Here is a 16,626-nt window from a genome sequence, read left to right as displayed (position 1 = left end):
CTTCGCCGAGCTTACTCGATAACCAGCTGTCCGGTATCCATGTTGTTCAGCACCAGCTTCCCCTCCAGGGGGGAGCCGTCCTCCGCAGTAAGCTTCAGCTTGCCGGTCCGCCCCTTCTCAATCAGTGCCTTCACTTGGGCATCGGTAAGCTTCCGTCCATGCGTTTCCTTCCAGATCACGAACTTGCAGCCTTCCTTGTAATGGGAGCAGCCATAGCCCTTGCGTCCCATAAAAATCCTTCCGCCGCAGCCCGGACGCGGGCAGGCTCCGATAATTCTGGGTCCGGCGTCCGCAGCGCCTTCTGCAGCCGCCTGCCTGCCCCGTGAAGGCGCTGCGGAAGCGCCGCTTACGGATTCCCCGCTGCGCTTGCGCGCTGCCGCCGGCTTGCCGGAAGCTTTGCGGGGGCCGGCGGCAGCGCTCCGGCTCCCGGCTCCGGTGCGGACCGAAGGCGTCTCCCCTTCAAAGGAGGCTTTATCCGCACGGGACTGCACCCGGACCTTGTCCACAATCATGGAAGCAAAACGTTTCACATTCGCCATGAACTGGCTGTCTGCAGCCGTACCTCTGGCAATTTCATTCAGCCGGCGCTCCCACTGTCCGGTCATTTCCGGGGAGGTCAGCAGTTCAACACCCGCGCCCCGGATCAGCTCAACCGCCGTGCGGCCCTTCTGGGTGATGGAGATTTTTTTGCCCTGCATTTCCACATAGCCGACATTCTTAAGCCGTTCAATGGTAGCTGCCCGGGTAGCCGGCGTGCCCAGTCCGGAATCCTTCATGGCGTCGCGCAGCTCTTCATCTTCAATCTGCTTGCCTGCACTCTCCATCGCTTTCAGCAGGGTTCCCTCGGTATAGTGCTTCGGCGGCTGGGTGTCCTTCTCTTTGACAATGGCATCGCTGCAATGCACTCCGGCATTCGGATCTGTAGAGAAAGGCTCGCTCACCTCAATCTCCTCGTCCTCCTCGTCCTCCTTGCCTTTGCCCCTGGAAGGCTTCGCCCTGTCCTTTTTCTGATCGCCGTAGATGACCTTCCAGCCCAGGCTCAGCAGCTCTTTGACCGTAGTTTTGAAGCTTTCGCCTTCTGCTTCCGTAATCACGGTATGCACCTTATACTCGGCAGCCGGATAGAACTGCGAGAGGAAACGGCGGACGATCAGATCGTAGAGCTTGGCCTCATCGGCGCTAAGGCCGGATGCCCTGCGGTTCGTCGGCAGTATGGCATGGTGGTCCTCGACCTTGGAGGGGTTGCAGATGAATTTATTCCCCTTGTGCACCAGATTCCGGTTTGCACCCTTCACCCACTCGTCATAGGCCGTTCCCTGCAGCGCAGAGAGCGATTTGTGCATTTCCGGAATGTTCTGTTCGGTGACATAGTTGGAATTCGTCCGCGGATAGGAAATCACCTTATGCTTTTCGTAGAGCGCCTGGGCGAGATCAAGCGTTTTTTTGGCCGAAAAAGCATGCTTGCCGTTGGCCTCACGCTGCAGCAGCGTCAGGTCATACAGCTTGTTCGGATATTCCTTCGTTTCCTTGACCTCGTAGGACGCAATCCGAGCCGGCTTGCCCTTGACCTTGGCAGCAATTGCTTCAGCCTTGGCGCCATCGGTCATCCGTTCTCCCTGCCACATGCCTTTGTAGGTCATATCACGCTGGGCAAAATGTCCCTCGACTTCAAAAAACTTCAGCGAGGAAAAGGCCTCGATGGTCTTCTGCCGGTCATAGATCAGTGCAAGCACCGGCGTCTGCACCCGGCCAACCGACAGCAGCACATTATGCTTGGTGGTAAAAGCGCGCGAGCCGTTCATACCGATCAGCCAATCCGCCTCACTGCGTGCTTTGGCTGCCTTGGTGAGATTCTCGTACTCTGATCCGTCCTTCAGCTCCTGAAATCCCTTGCGGATCGTTTCCGGGGTCAAGTCGGAGATCCACAGCCGCTTCACCGGCTGGCTAAGCTTCAGATGCCGCTGAATCAGCGAAAAGATATGCTGTCCCTCGCGCCCGGCATCGCAGGAATTCACCAGCAGGTCGCTGCGCTTCGCCAGTTCGCCAATTACCTTCAGCTGGTCGAGGGTGCGCGCATTCGGCACCAGCTTGAATTCTTCCGGAATAATCGGCAGATCGTTAATATTCCATTTCTTATACTTCGAATCATACGCTTCCGGCTCGGCCAAGCCAATCAAATGCCCGATGGCCCAAGTAATGATATACTGCTCGCCTTCCAGATAAGAACGGTAGTTTTTGGCCTTCGGTTCTATTGCGGCGGCGATATTCCGCCCCATATCCGGTTTTTCCGCAATAATAAGTGTCTTCAAAAAGATTCGCTCCTTAGCCTCATTCTTCCAAATTACGTCCAGTATTCTATTATAACATTAACTCGGCCACTTTTTAACGTATCCGCCGGAATCTTTACGAAGCCGTTAACTCTGTCCGGAAGCGGCACGGGATACCGCTTCAGCAATGCCGATAACCTCCTTGCTGCTGCATCTCCGGTCTACATATTCAACCTGATGCAATGCCGCAGCCTTGCCGACGACAATGGCCACCGGTATGCCCAGCAGACTGGAATCCTTGAACTTTACTCCCGCCCGTTCATCCCGGTCGTCCAGCAAGACCTCGATCCCCAGCTTGGCCAGCTGCTCATACAGCGCTTCAGCCGCAGCCTTCTGCACCTCATCCTTGGTTGACATCAGCAGGATGTGCACCTTGTAGGGCGCCAGCGCGGCCGGCCAGATAAGCCCCTGTTCATCGTAATGCTGCTCAGCCACCGCAGCCAGCAGCCGCGAAATCCCGATGCCGTAGCAGCCCATAATGATCGGCTTGCTCCGGCCCGCGGCATCCAGAAATGAGGCGCCCAGCTTCTCGCTGTATTTCGTTCCCAGCTTGAAGATGTGTCCGATTTCAATCCCCTGGTGAAAATGCAGCACACCTTGCCCGCAAGAAGGGCAGGTCTCCCCTTCCGCCGCTGTGCGGAAATCCGCCACATGCGCAAGGCTGAAATCCCGGCCGGGAACCACGCCGCTCAGGTGGTAATCCCGTTCTCCGGCTCCGGTTATCCCTTGCGTCATTGCCGCGACTGCCCTGTCCGCCAGCACAGCTAGCGACAGTCCGACCGGTCCAACATAACCGCTCCCGACTCCTGCCTGGGCCTGCACGGCCTCATAACCGGCCAGAGCAATCCCGCTGGCACCGATATAGTTCCGCACCTTGACTTCATTAACCTCATGATCCCCGCGAACGAGTACAGCAAAGGTTTTGCCGCCGCCTTCATAGATCAGCGTTTTGATCACCTGCTCCGGTGCAATGTGCAGCTCCTGCTCCAATTGGGCAATTGTGCGGATACCGGGAGTGTGGAACTTCTCTGCGGCAGGCAGATTACTGATATCCCGCACAGCGTCCTCCCCGGCGTAAACCTCGGCCAGCTCCAGATTGGCGGCATAGCCGCAGACAGAGCATACAGCAACCGTATCCTCACCAATCCCCGACAGGGCCATGAATTCGCGGGTTTCCCCTTCTGCCCCTATGGCGCCCGCATCCGCCTGCACCGCACGGTAGGCCAGGCCGCAGCGTTCAAAAATCTGCCGGTACGCCTCATGCATCCTTGCATACGTCTCATCCAGCCCTTCCCAGCCGGTGTCAAAGGAATATGCATCCTTCATCAAGAACTCTCTGCCGCGCATCAACCCGGAACGGGGACGGCGTTCATCGCGGAATTTAGTCTGAATCTGGTAGACGGTAACCGGCAGCTTCCGGTAAGAGCTGATTTCGCCCCGTATAAGGGATGTAACCACCTCTTCATGTGTCGGCCCCAGCACAAATTCACGTTCGTGACGGTCGCTCAGCTTCATTAACTCTTTACCGTAAATGCCGTACCGCTCCGATTCCTTCCAGAGCTCTGCGGGCTGCATGGAAGGCATCAGTATCTCCTGCGCACCGGCAGCATCCATTTCCTCACGCACGATATTCTCAAGCTTGCGCAGCACCCGGCGCCCCAGGGGCAGATAAGTATAAATTCCAGCCGCCAGCTGGCGGATATATCCGGCACGCAGCAGCAGCTGGTGATTTATGGTTTCCGCTTCCGCAGGCGCTTCCCGAAGGGTTGTTCCCAACAAATTACTTTGACGCATGCTAATCAGCCTCTCTTTCTGTGAATAAAGTGAATTTCCAGTCCCTGATGTTAACGCAAAAAAGACACATCCGTCAGGGACGAATGTGTCGTGTTACCACCCTGGTTCAACCGCCGGGACAAGCCTGGCAGTCCTCAATTCGGATAACGGCCGATTCCGGCAGCATGGTGCTGCAGCTTCCAAGGCAGGATATGCTAATTCCGTTCTGAGGGACCTTTCAGCCGGTGAATCCCTTCTCTGTTCCGACGGCTCTGGATAGCATAAATCCTTGGTCAAAATCGCTTTTTGCTATGAAGAATGCTTCTAACTTTAGCCGATTCTCAGGGTTCGCGTCAAGTACAATTCTTATACCAATACCGTTGAGCCCATCAGATATTTATCCACTTCACGGGCGGCTTCGCGTCCTTCATTAATTGCCCATACCACAAGACTCTGGCCCCGGCGCATATCACCGGCAGCGAATACTTTGTCAACATTTGTATTGAACTTGCCATAACGGGCCTTTACATTGCTGCGGCGGTCCGTCTCAAGCTGCAGCTCTTCGATAATATCCTGTTCCGGCCCATCGAAGCCAATGGCAATCAGCGCGAGCTGAGCGGGATATACCGCCTCAGTGCCCGGCACCGGCTGATAAATCTTGCGGCCGGTTTCATCAACCATCCGGCGGATTTGCACGGTGTGAAGCTCCTTGAGATTGCCTTCTTCGTCACCGACGAACTTGGTGGTCATGATGGAGAATTCACGCGGATCGTCACCGAATACCGCCTTGGCTTCCTGCTGTGCATAATCCAGGGTGTAGACATTCGGAAATTGCGGCCAAGGGTTAGCGATCGGATCACGCGTCAGCGGAGCCTTTTCATGCGTGCCGAACTGGGTGATGCTGCTGCAGCCATGACGCAGCGAGGTGGCTACACAGTCGGAGCCGGTATCGCCGCCGCCAAGCACAATCACATCCTTGCCGGCAGCAGACACATAGTTCCCATCTTCCAGATTCGAATTGAGATAGCTTTTGATTGTTGCGTTCAGGTAATCCATCGCGTACATGACGCCCTTCAGCTCGCTGCCCTCCACATTGAAACGGCGGGCCTTGGTCGCGCCGCCGCACAGCACCACTGCGTCATATTCATCGACCAGCTGCTGGGCGGGGATATCCTTGCCGATCTCTGTGTTCACCACAAAGTTCACTCCTTCGGCAGCCAGCAGATCCACCCGGCGCTGAACCACCCGTTTGTCCAGCTTCATCGTTGGAATGCCATAGGTCAGCAGCCCTCCAATACGGTCGCTGCGCTCGAATACCGTTACGGTATGCCCGGCTTTGTTAAGCTGTGCCGCAGCGGCGAGCCCGGCGGGTCCGGAGCCTACGATGGCAACCGTTTTACCTGTACGCTTCCCAGGAGGATTCGGCACGACCCAGCCTTCCTCGAAGCCTTTATCGATTATCGCCAGCTCAATGGTCTTGATCGTAACCGGCTGTCCGATCAGGCCGACGGTACAGGAGCCTTCACATGGCGCAGGACAGATGCTGCCGGTGAATTCGGGAAAATTGTTCGTCTTGTGCAGCCGCTCCAGCGCTTCCTTCCACAATCCACGGTACACCAGATTGTTCCATTCCGGAATCAGATTGTGGACCGGACAACCCGAGGTGCCGCCGCTCATATCAATGCCGGTATGGCAGTAGGGTGTTCCGCAATCCATGCAGCGCGCGCCCTGGGTCCGAAGCTCGTCCTCGGTCAGATGCTGGTGGAACTCTTCCCAGTCCTTAACACGCTGCTCAGGATCACGATCACCTGGGAGCTGGCGCTTATACTCCATAAATCCAGTAGGTGTAGACATATTTACGATTCCCCCATCCGATCTCTTCTTGGTGATGTATAGTACATTGTAGCATATTGCGGCATCCCTATGTTTTTCAGCGCAATAAAGTACCTGCACATTCTATATTACCTAAACGTTTAGCATTTCTAATTTTAATAATTATAGTAGCATCCATTACTTTCGCACTGTAATGGACTAATTTGCTGATTATTTGTACTATTTCACATGTTGTGTCAGAGAAAGCGCTTTTTCTTCAAACCGAACGTTCGTAAACGAAGAATCGGTAATCATACGGATTCTTTTCATCGCGGATGCCTTGAATGCTGGAAATTTCTCTCCACTCGCCCCAGTTGACCTCAGGAAACTTTGTATCTCCTTCAATGTCTTGTTCAATCCGGGTTACCATCAGCTTGCCGGCATACGGCAGCATCATCTTGTAGATCTCCGCACCGCCAATAACCATCAGCTCATCCCCCTTACTGCCTGCAGCCAGTGCTTCCTCCAACGAATGCACAACTTCGGCCCCCTCCGGAGCAAAGCTGCGATCCCGTGTCAAAACGATGCTTGTCCTGCCTTTTAACGGCTTGCTGCCAAGGGATTCCCAGGTCTTGCGCCCCATCAGCATCCTCTTCCCGAGCGTCTGGGATTTGAAATAGTCAAAATCGCGCGGCAGATGCCAGGGCATATCATTATCCTTGCCGATTACATTATTTGCGGCCATGGCCCAAATCATGCTAATGCTCACAGGTATCTCCTCCTTTACTTAGGATCTGCGCCCTTCACGGAAAGGGCTATATGGCAACCGGAGCTTTGATCCCCGGATGATGGACATAACCGGCAAACTCGAAATCCTCAAAGGTATAGTCAAATATGCTCTCCGGGAGCCTGCGGATCACAAGCTTCGGCAATGCATATGGCTCTCTGGCCAGCTGGGTGGCCACCTGTTCCAGGTGATTTGTATAAATGTGCACATCTCCCCCTGACCAGATGAACTCTCCCACCTCCAGCCCGGTCTGCTGGGCAACCATATGCGTCAGAAGCGCATAGCTGGCAATGTTAAACGGCAATCCCAAGAACGTATCCACCGAGCGCATCGTCAGCATGCAGGACAGCTTGCCGTTTGCCACATAGAACTGAAAGACAAAATGGCAGGGCGGCAGCTTCATCTGTTCTATTTCCCCCACATTCCATGCGCTTACAATATGGCGGCGGGAATCAGGGTTGTTCTTGATCGATTCAATGACGGCGGCGATCTGGTCGATATGGCGTCCATCCGCGCTCTCCCAGGCACGCCATTGCGAGCCGTACACCGGTCCAAGCTCACCCTTGTCGTCAGCCCATTCATCCCAGATCGAGACTCCATGCTCCTTCAGATAGGAAATATTCGTGTCCCCCTTCAGAAACCAGAGAAGCTCATGGACAACCGATTTCAGATGGATGCGCTTGGTGGTTACCAGCGGGAAGCCTTCAGCCAGATCGAACCGGAGCTGACGTCCAAAAACGGATAATGTCCCGGTTCCTGTCCGGTCGCTTTTTGAGGCGCCATGGTCCAGGATATCCTGAAGTAGCTCTAAATAATTTCGCAACGTTCATCCCCCACATTTCTTTAATTTATGCTATCAGTTTACCATGAACATGATGGCCTTGTAACTTCCCAAACTCCTGAAGCATATGCCCTTCGGCGAATGGATTGCGGGGAATTGCCGTTGCTGACAGCAAAACGGCGGTTCCCCGTGATCGGGGAACCGCCAGTCTGCGTTTTTATCCATAGCCTGCCTGTGAATTTATGCCTTCCAAGGCTCAGTTTTCAAATTTTCCGTAGAATGCATTGCGGTAAACATCCGCCAGTTCCGTGACCAGCGGCAGCTTGGGATTGGCCGTTGTACACTGATCTTCAAAGGCGCGGTCAGCCAAATAATCCACACGGGATTCGAAGTCCGCAGCATCAAAGCCCAATTGCTGAAAGGATTCTTCGATGCCCAGTTTTTTGTTTAACCCGCGGATCGCATTAATCAGGCTTGTTACGCCTTCCTCGGTTGTACTCGCAGGCAATCCCAATATACGGGCAATTTCCGCGTAACGCTGGTCGGCTACAAAATGGCTGTACTTCGGAAACGATGCAAATTTAGTAGGAGCCTTTGCATTGTAGCGAATGACATGGGGCATTAAAATGGCGTTGGTGCGGCCGTGTGCGGTGTGATACTGTCCGCCCCATTTATGTGCAAGGCTGTGGTTGATGCCCAGGAACGCATTGGCAAAAGCCATTCCCGCAAGCGTGGAAGCATTGTGCATTTTCTCACGGGCAACCCTGTCGCCTTCAAGAGCAGACTTCTCAATATTCTGGAATACCAATTGAATGGCCTTGATGGCCAGCCCATCCGAATAGTCGCTTGCCATAACCGAAACGTAGGCTTCAATGCCATGGGTCAACACATCCATGCCTGTGTCCGCTACAGCGGACTTTGGCAGACTGTATACAAATTCCGGATCAATAATGGCGACATCAGGCGTCAGTTCATAATCAGCAAGTGGATATTTTGTATTGTTACCCGTAGTTTTGTCCGTGATTACAGCGAACGGCGTAACTTCCGATCCAGTACCCGAAGTTGTCGGAATGGCTACAAACTTTGCTTTCAGTCCCAGACTCGGATATTTGTAGGTCCGTTTGCGGATATCCAGAAACTTTTGCTTCAAGTCATTGAAGTCCGTATCCGGATATTCATAGAACAGCCACATCGCTTTGGCCGCATCCATCGGCGAACCGCCGCCCAGGGCAATGATGCAGTCCGGCTTAAACTCATTCATCATTGAAGTGCCTTTGTCAACCGTGGTTGTGGACGGATCAGGCTCAACCTCCGAGAATACTTTAATCGCTACCGGACGATTGCGCTGGCGAAGATAATGCTCCACCCTTTCAACGTAGCCCAGTTTGACCATCATGGGGTCGGTGACAATAGCCACCCGGCTGATGTCCGGCATAACAGCAAGGTACTGAGTCGATCCTTTTTCAAAATACACCTTTGCCGGAACCTTGAACCATTGCATATTCACTGTACGATGCGCTACTCTTTTGACATTAATAAGGTTTACTGCAGAAACGTTGGAGGAGGTCGAGTTGCGTCCATAGGAGCCGCAGCCCAGAGTGAGTGAAGGAAGATTGGTATTGTAAATATCTCCGATAGCCCCCTGGCTTGAAGGAGAATTGACGATAATGCGGCCGGTTTGCAGCCGGTCGGCAAAATTGCGGATGACTGAGTCATTGTTGGAGTGAATAACGGAGCTGTGGCCCATACCGCCAAACTCGACGATCTTTGCAGCGAGTTCAATTCCCTGAGCGGCATTTTTCACCTTGTAGCAAGCCAGAACAGGGCTTAATTTCTCTGCGGACAGCGGATATTTAGTCCCTACACCCTCAACTTCGGCAATCAGAATTTTTGTTCCGGCCGGTACCTGTATCCCGCACATTTCAGCAATCTTCACTGCGGATTGACCGACGATTGCGGGATTGACGGCACATTTCTCAACATTCATAGCACCTGATGTCAATTTGGCGGCTTCCTCGTTGTTTACAAAGTAGCAGCCATGTTTGATCAAGCGTTTTTTCGCCTGCTCATAGATCGGTTCCTCTATTATCACCGCCTGCTCGGAGGCGCAGATCATGCCATTGTCAAAGGTTTTGGAGAGAACTAGATCAGTAATTGCCTGATCGAGATTGGCGCTCTTCTCAATAAAGCAGGGAACGTTGCCAGGGCCAACGCCAAGCGCAGGCTTGCCGCAGCTGTACGCCGCTTTAACCATTGCCGAGCCTCCGGTCGCCAGAATAAGCGCAACATCGGGATGGTTCATCAGTGCATTTGTTTTGTCCATCGACGGATCTTCAATCCACTGTATGCAGTTCGCCGGCGCTCCCGCCTTGACAGCTGCTTCAGCCACAATTCTCGCTGCTTCACTGCTGCATTTCTGCGCTGAAGGGTGAAAACCGAAAATAATCGGGTTGCGGGTCTTGATCGAAATCAGCGATTTGAAAAGCGTGGTGGAGGTTGGGTTGGTGACGGGCGTTATGCCCATAATAATTCCAACCGGTTCGGCAATTTTCTGGAAGCTGTCGTATTGGTTATCTTCTATAACCCCTACAGTTTTATCATTTTTGATGTAATTATGGATGTATTCAGTTGCAAAAATGTTTTTAATAATTTTATCTTCGTATACCCCCCGCTTTGTTTCCTCAACAGCCAGCTTTGAAAGATACATATGCTTATCCAGCCCTGCCAACGCCATCGCTTGAACAATACGGTCTATCTGTTCCTGATCAAGAGCCATGAATTCCTGGTAAGCCTTCTTCGCCTTGTCAATCAAAGTTTGTGTGTACTCTTCCGCTGTAGGTTTCTTCATTTGAATCGCCTCATTTTTAACGGCCAATTCGAATTCCCCCTTTAAGCATTGGATTATGGAATCAATTTACTCTTTTATCATAGCATGAAAAAAAAACAAAAAAATGATTTATTAAAGCGCTTTCATGAACAATTATTGACGAAATTATGTGATTTTTTTCACATAAATTATTTTTAGAGGTAAATCAATATTGGAAACGGGAGGTGCTATCATTCCGGACATTTAATTTCTTATATTTAAAAAGAAAGGCGGGAACGCAGATGCGTTCCCGCCCTATATTGCGGATCATTACGTATTTAATTATTTCATTACGTGAATCGGATGGCCTTCTACCAGTTCTGCAGCTTCCATGACGATTTCGCCAAGAGTTGGATGCGCGTGGATCGTCAGTGCGATATCTTCGAGCGTTGCGCCCATTTCAATCGCCAGCCCCAGCTCGGCGATCAGGTTGGATGCTTCAATCCCCACGATTTGCGCGCCGAGCACCAGATTGTTATCGCTGTTGGCTACAATCTTGATGAAGCCTTCAGGACTGTTCAAGGAAACTGCGCGGCCGTTGCCGGCGAACGGGAATTTGCCGCTCTTCACAGTATAGCCTTTGTCCTTGGCTTCCTTCTCGGTCAGGCCTACACTGGAGCATTCAGGATCTGTGAACACGACAGCCGGAATCACCTTGTAGTCCACGACGGATTTGTGTCCCGAGATGGCTTCTGCGGCAATTTTGCCTTCATAGGAGGCTTTGTGGGCCAGAGCCAGACCAGGAACAATATCACCAATCGCAAAAATGTTGGGAACGCTGGTGCGGCCCTGGTGGTCAACCTTGATCAGTCCGCGGTCGTCCAGCTCAACACCGATCAGATCCAGACCCAGCTCGCCGTCCGTGTTCGGACGACGGCCAACCGTAACCAGCAGGTAATCCGCAGTAACTTCCTTGGACTCTCCGCCGACAGAATATTTCACGGTAACTTCCTTGTCGTTCTGAACCGCACTCTCAGCTTTGGCATTGGTTACGATCTCGATGCCGGTCTTTGCCATATTCTTGGCAACCAGACGGGTCATGTCCTTATCAAAGCCGGGCAGAACGGTGTCCAGACCTTCAATAATTGTAACTTTAGTACCAAATTTGGAGTACATCTGACCAAGCTCAGCACCGATGTAGCCGCCGCCGATTACGATCATGCTCTTCGGAATTTCCGGCAGATCAAGCGCTTCAGTCGAGGACAGAATGCGCCCGCCGAACGGGAAGGGCTTCAGTTCAATCGGGCGCGAACCCGTAGCGATAATGCAGTTATTGAACTTGTAGCGCGGGGATTCGTGCTCGTTGAACAAACGGGCTTCGTTTGTGCTGATGAACATGGCTTCACCGCTGAATACTTCGATCTTGTTGCCCTTCATCAAACTGGTTACGCCGGTAGTCATTCTTTTGACCACGCCGTTTTTGAACTCCTGTGTTTTGGCCCAGTCCACTTTGACGTTCTCGGCGGTAACTCCGAAAACTTCGCCGTGCTGTGCCGCCTCATATTGATGGGCTGCAGAGATCAGCGCTTTGGAAGGAATACAGCCGCGGTTCAGGCACACGCCGCCGAGTTCCGATTTATCCACGATCAGGACCTTTTGGCCGAGCTGGGCGGCACGAATTGCTGCCACATACCCGCCGGGACCTGCACCAATTACCAATGTGTCAATTTCGATTGAAGCGTCTCCGACTACCATTTATTACACCTCCATAACTAACATATCAGGATTGGCAAGCAGTGTTTTGATATAGTTCATAAAGTTCTGCGCTGTTGCGCCATCGATGATGCGGTGGTCAAAGCTCAGGGACAGAGCCATTACCGGAGCTGCCACGATTTCACCGTTCTTCACAACCGGCTTCTCGGTGATGCGCCCGGTACCGAGGATCGCCACTTCAGGGAAGTTGATGATCGGAGTGAAGAACATGCCCCCGGCGGAACCGATGTTGCTGATGGAAATCGTGCTGCCCTTCATTTCGTTCGAAGCCAGCTTGCCGTCGCGTCCGCGCAGAGCCAGGTCGCTGATGCTGCTTGCAATCATCCAGATGCTCTTGCGGTCAGCGTCTTTGATGACAGGGACGATCAGACCGTTGTCCGTATCTGTGGCAATACCGATGTTGTAGTATTTTTTGTAGACAATTTCATTGGTTTCTTCGTCAATCATGGCATTAAGCGCAGGGAATTGACGGGAAGCCGCAACCAATGCTTTGACGATAAACGGAAGATAAGTAACCTTCACGCCCTTCTTCTCGGCCACCGGCTTCATGCGGGCACGGAACGCCACCAGCTCAGTAACGTCCACTTCGTCCATAATGGTGACATGAGGCGCAGTATAAGCCGATTTAACCATTGCGTTGGCAATCGCCTTGCGGATACCTTTGAACGGTACGCGTTCTTCTTCCAAGCTGACGTTGCCGGAAGCCGCTGCCGGTGCGGCTGCTTTTGCTTCTGCCTTAGGAGCTGCTTCGGCTGCCGCAGGCGCCGCCGCCGCAGAGCCTCCGCTCAGGAAGGCTTCAACATCTTCATGCGTGATTTTGCCGTTTTTGCCGGTTCCGTTCACCTTGGAAATGTCCACGCTCTGGTCACGGGCAAATTTGCGTACGCTTGGAGTAGCCAGCACGTCACGGTCAGGAGCCGGAACTGCCTCAGGCGCCGCTCCGCCTTCTTTCGCATCTGCAGGGCTTGAAGCTGCAGGCGAAGAAGTTGTATCTGCGCTTCCCTTGGCCGCATCCGCTTCCTGGGAACCATGAGCTTCAGGCGCAGGCTCTTGTTCAGGAACGTCGCCTTCCGCATCGATAATTGCCACAACTTCGCCCACCCGGCAGACCTGTCCGTCTTTTGTGAAGACTTCCAGCACCGTGCCGTTAACCGGACAAGGCACCTCAACTACCGCCTTGTCGTTCTGAACTTCCATAACAATATCGTCATCGGTCACTTTGTCGCCGGCTTTGATATGCATTTTGATAATTTCGCCTTCATGCAGACCTTCGCCCAGCTCAGGGAACCGGTATTCAAATTTAGCCACCTTGAAAACCTCCTAAAAATTTTGTATGCATGTGCTTCCAGAAACAGCAGCAAACAGTAACTGTTCCGGGAGCACTGGCCCGAGGATAATGAATAGGTTTTAGAATTCCATAACTTTCTTTACTGCTGCAATTACGCGTGCAGGGGTAGGAATCCATGAATCCTCGATTTGCGCAAAAGGATAGATGGTATCAGGACCCGCAACACGAAGCACAGGAGCTTCGAGATGGAGAATTGCTTTTTCGTTAATTTGTGCAATAACCTCTGCGGCCACACCGGAACTCTTCTGCGCTTCCTGAACCACAATGGCGCGGTTCGTCTTCTTGACGGAAGCGACAATGGTGTCGATGTCGATCGGGCTAACCGTACGCAGGTCGATAATTTCGGCCTTGATGCCGTCCTTCTCAAGCTGATCGGCCGCTTTGGTAGCAGTATGTACCATCAGACCGTAAGTAATGATCGAGACGTCAGAGCCTTCACGGACCACGTTTGCCTTGCCCAGCTCAACGGTATATTCACCTTCCGGCACTTCCGCGCGGAATGCATGATAGAGGTTCAAGTGCTCCATGAAGAAGACAGGGTCATTGTCACGGATCGAGGCGATCAGCAGTCCCTTGGCATCGTATGGATTGGAAGGAATGACAACCTTGATCCCCGGACTTTGGGCAATCAGCCCTTCCAAGGAGTCTGTATGAAGCTCGGCAGCTTTGACGCCGCCGCCAAATGGTGTGCGGAACACTACAGGAGCATTGAATCTGCCCCCGGAACGCCAGCGCAGGCGTGCAGCCTGAACGACGATTTGATCAAGCGCTTCAAAGATAAAGCCGACGAACTGGATTTCAGCGATTGGACGGAAGCCCTGTACACCCAGACCAAAAGCCAGCCCGCCGATTGCGGATTCAGCCAGCGGGGTATCAAATACGCGTTCCTCGCCAAATTCCTTCTGCAGGCCTTCCGTTACACGGAAAACGCCCCCCACATTACCAACGTCTTCCCCGAAGATCAGAACGCCCGGGTCACGGTTCAGTTCAACGCGCATTGCGTCACGGATTGCTTCTTTCATATTCATTTGTGCCATTGCCTGATATCCCCCTTATTCAAAATCGGCTTTTTGTTCTTCCAGATGCTTCGGAGTTACCTCGTACATGCTGTCGATCAAGCCGGGAATGGTCATTTTTTCGGTCTGCTCTGCTTTTTTGATCTGTTCATTTACAGTTGCCTTCGCTTCTTCTCTGACACGCAGCGTGTCCTCTTCGGTCCACAGGCCCTTCTTCTCCAAGTACTTGGCAAGACGGGCAATCGGGTCCTTCTCGTTCCACTGGCCTTCTTCTTCCTTGGAACGGTATTTGCTGGCGTCATCGGAAAGGGAATGCGGACGGAAACGATAGGTTACAGCTTCAATCAGCGTAGCACCTTCGCCTTTGCGGGCGCGCTCGGCAGCCTCCTGCACCGCAGAAATGACTGCAAAAACGTCCATGCCGTCGATCTTGACGCCGGGAATACCTGCGGCAACCGCTTTGTGGGCGATTGATTTGGAAGCCGTCTGCTTCGCAAACGGTGTTGTAATGGCATAGCCGTTATTCTGTACGAAGAAGATCACCGGCAGCTTGAAGCGGCCTGCAAAGTTCATGCCTTCGTAAAAGTCGCCTTCGGAAGAGCCGCCGTCACCGGTGTAGGTAATTGCGACATTCTGCTGCTTCTTCAGCTGGAAGCCCATTGCGATGCCTGTGGCATGCAGGATTTGCGCACCGATAATGATCTGGGGCATCAGCACATTTACACCCTCGGGAATCTGTCCGCCATGCTGATGGCCGCGCGAATATAGGAAAGCCTGGTATAATGGAAGTCCGTGCCACACCAGCTGTGGAATATCACGGTAGCCCGGGCATACAAAATCTTCTTTCTGCAGAGCGAACTCACTGCCTACCATTGTAGCTTCCTGGCCGGATACCGGCGCATAGAAACCCAGGCGGCCTTGGCGGCCCAGGTTGACGGCACGGTCATCCCAGGTCCGGGTAAATACCATACGATACATAATTTCTTTCAGCTGATCGTCAGTAAGGTCTGGCATCTTATCCTTATTGATAACTTCTCCATCGGGGGAAAGCACCGAAAGGGCCTCCACATCCTCTGTGTACACTTCGTAAGGAACTTTAGTCATCATCTTCACCTCAATAAAAAAATTTGAATATCAGTGTCCTCTGTTATAGAATTATTATACACCTGTTTTATCTGTTTCGTCAAAGAAATACGCATAAAATTTATGTTTCCATAAATTTTGTATGTATAACAGGTAGTTTATTTTCCTATAACAGATAGACGATTATTTGGCAAGTAAATGATATTTAACACATCTACCGCTTGGGTAATTTTAACGCAACCCCGAGGCTAATGCAAAATTCGACAAGAAAGGTGACGATTCAGCTATGAGTGAACCTGTTTTTCTGAAACGTACAATTGTGAAACAAACCTTATGGAGCGAGCATCTCAAGGAAGAGCGCAAGCTCCGTATTTATCTCCCTCCCGGTTACAATGAGGTGCTTAGCTACCCTGTGGTCTACTGCCAGGACGGGGAAGAATTCTTCAACTTCGGCCGGATTGCCACCCTTGCCGGACAGCTGATTCTGGAGCAGGATATCGAACCGTTCATTATTGTTGGAGTCGAAGTAAATGCGGCTGTGCGGACACAGGAGTACGCTCCCTTCGGCAGCCGCTTCAAGCAGTACCTTTCATGCTTCGCCGAAGAGATTATTCCCTACATTGAACATAATTATCCGGTTCTCCGTACGCCGGAAGAACGGATCATCGCCGGCGATTCACTGGGCGGCAGCGTATCCTTGCATCTCGCGCTGGCCTATCCCGCCCTCTTCAGTCGCGTGCTTAGTCTTTCCGGCGCTTATTATCCGCAGACACGCGAAATCCTCGCCCAGGAAGAGGACCTTTCCTGGCTGGACATCAACATGGTGGTGGGACTGCAGGAGACCGAGTATAAGACCGATACCGGTGTCTACGATTTCGTTCAGATGAACCGGGAGACCAGGGCATTGCTGGAGTCACGTGGGGCTACCGTTTCCTACCGCGAGAAGGACGGCCGCCATCTCTGGGGATTCTGGCAAAAGGAGCTTCCAGAATCGCTACTCTATTTCTTAAACAAATAAAACAGCTTTGAAAGACAAAAAAGTGAACATCCTGCGAACATATGTATCATGTTTAAGTGTTTACGCTTTCATTATAGGATGGGCTCCTAAGGTGCCCGTCCT

At 52.4% G+C, this 16,626-nt stretch carries 11 protein-coding genes; 1 reads left to right on the top strand and 10 read right to left on the bottom strand.

Annotated elements, in window-relative coordinates; genetic code table 11:
* Positions 1-11: 11 nt before the first annotated feature.
* From HYD27_RS03525 to pdhA, 10 genes are all read right to left on the bottom strand, one after another.
* Positions 12-2,309: a type IA DNA topoisomerase gene (locus HYD27_RS03525; RefSeq protein WP_219211548.1), complete on the bottom strand. Its 2,298-nt coding sequence runs from the start codon at positions 2,307-2,309 to the stop codon at positions 12-14.
* Between the two features lie 105 nt (positions 2,310-2,414).
* Complete coding sequence (locus HYD27_RS03520; RefSeq protein WP_219211547.1) at positions 2,415-4,121, bottom strand: proline--tRNA ligase; 1,707 nt, start codon at positions 4,119-4,121, stop codon at positions 2,415-2,417.
* A gap of 345 nt (positions 4,122-4,466) precedes the next feature.
* Complete coding sequence (locus tag HYD27_RS03515; RefSeq protein ID WP_219211546.1) at positions 4,467-5,954, bottom strand: glutamate synthase subunit beta; 1,488 nt, start codon at positions 5,952-5,954, stop codon at positions 4,467-4,469.
* Between the two features lie 235 nt (positions 5,955-6,189).
* Entirely contained in the window at positions 6,190-6,681 is a 492-nt protein-coding gene (locus HYD27_RS03510) for a dihydrofolate reductase (protein WP_309242009.1), read from the bottom strand.
* A gap of 46 nt (positions 6,682-6,727) precedes the next feature.
* Positions 6,728-7,522: a thymidylate synthase gene (gene thyA, locus HYD27_RS03505; protein WP_219211545.1), complete on the bottom strand. Its 795-nt coding sequence runs from the start codon at positions 7,520-7,522 to the stop codon at positions 6,728-6,730.
* Between the two features lie 214 nt (positions 7,523-7,736).
* The gene (adhE, locus tag HYD27_RS03500) at positions 7,737-10,355 is read right to left on the bottom strand and encodes a bifunctional acetaldehyde-CoA/alcohol dehydrogenase (RefSeq protein ID WP_304623637.1); all 2,619 of its coding nucleotides are present in this window, start codon (positions 10,353-10,355) and stop codon (positions 7,737-7,739) included.
* 273 nt (positions 10,356-10,628) lie between these two features.
* Positions 10,629-12,041, bottom strand: coding sequence for a dihydrolipoyl dehydrogenase (gene lpdA / locus HYD27_RS03495; protein WP_219211543.1), 1,413 nt, complete (start codon positions 12,039-12,041; stop codon positions 10,629-10,631).
* A gap of 3 nt (positions 12,042-12,044) precedes the next feature.
* Positions 12,045-13,367, bottom strand: a complete 1,323-nt coding sequence (locus HYD27_RS03490) for a dihydrolipoamide acetyltransferase family protein (RefSeq protein WP_219211539.1) — start codon at positions 13,365-13,367, stop codon at positions 12,045-12,047.
* A gap of 99 nt (positions 13,368-13,466) precedes the next feature.
* Positions 13,467-14,444 (bottom strand): alpha-ketoacid dehydrogenase subunit beta, encoded by a 978-nt coding sequence (locus HYD27_RS03485; protein WP_219211538.1) that lies wholly within the window; start codon positions 14,442-14,444, stop codon positions 13,467-13,469.
* 15 nt (positions 14,445-14,459) lie between these two features.
* Positions 14,460-15,527 (bottom strand): pyruvate dehydrogenase (acetyl-transferring) E1 component subunit alpha, encoded by a 1,068-nt coding sequence (pdhA, locus tag HYD27_RS03480; RefSeq protein ID WP_219211947.1) that lies wholly within the window; start codon positions 15,525-15,527, stop codon positions 14,460-14,462.
* A gap of 265 nt (positions 15,528-15,792) precedes the next feature.
* Here pdhA and HYD27_RS03475 point away from each other — a divergent pair, with 265 nt between their 5' ends.
* Positions 15,793-16,524: an alpha/beta hydrolase gene (locus HYD27_RS03475; protein ID WP_219211537.1), complete on the top strand. Its 732-nt coding sequence runs from the start codon at positions 15,793-15,795 to the stop codon at positions 16,522-16,524.
* Positions 16,525-16,626 lie beyond the last annotated feature (102 nt).

It is taken from the genome of Paenibacillus sp. S150 (genome assembly GCF_019352175.1).
GTDB lineage: Bacteria > Bacillota > Bacilli > Paenibacillales > Paenibacillaceae > Paenibacillus_AQ.
This window is presented reverse-complemented; position numbering and strand designations above follow the sequence as displayed.

What these genes read in the sequence shown, in the direction of transcription:
- HYD27_RS03520 (WP_219211547.1), bottom strand. Translation starts at nt 4,121, where the DNA reads ATGCGTCAAAGTAATTTGTTGGGAACAACCCTTCGGGAAGCGCCTGCG.
- HYD27_RS03515 (WP_219211546.1), bottom strand. Translation starts at nt 5,954, where the DNA reads ATGTCTACACCTACTGGATTTATGGAGTATAAGCGCCAGCTCCCAGGT.
- lpdA (WP_219211543.1), bottom strand. Translation starts at nt 12,041, where the DNA reads ATGGTAGTCGGAGACGCTTCAATCGAAATTGACACATTGGTAATTGGT.
- HYD27_RS03485 (WP_219211538.1), bottom strand. Translation starts at nt 14,444, where the DNA reads ATGGCACAAATGAATATGAAAGAAGCAATCCGTGACGCAATGCGCGTT.
- pdhA (WP_219211947.1), bottom strand. Translation starts at nt 15,527, where the DNA reads ATGACTAAAGTTCCTTACGAAGTGTACACAGAGGATGTGGAGGCCCTT.
- HYD27_RS03475 (WP_219211537.1), top strand. Translation starts at nt 15,793, where the DNA reads ATGAGTGAACCTGTTTTTCTGAAACGTACAATTGTGAAACAAACCTTA.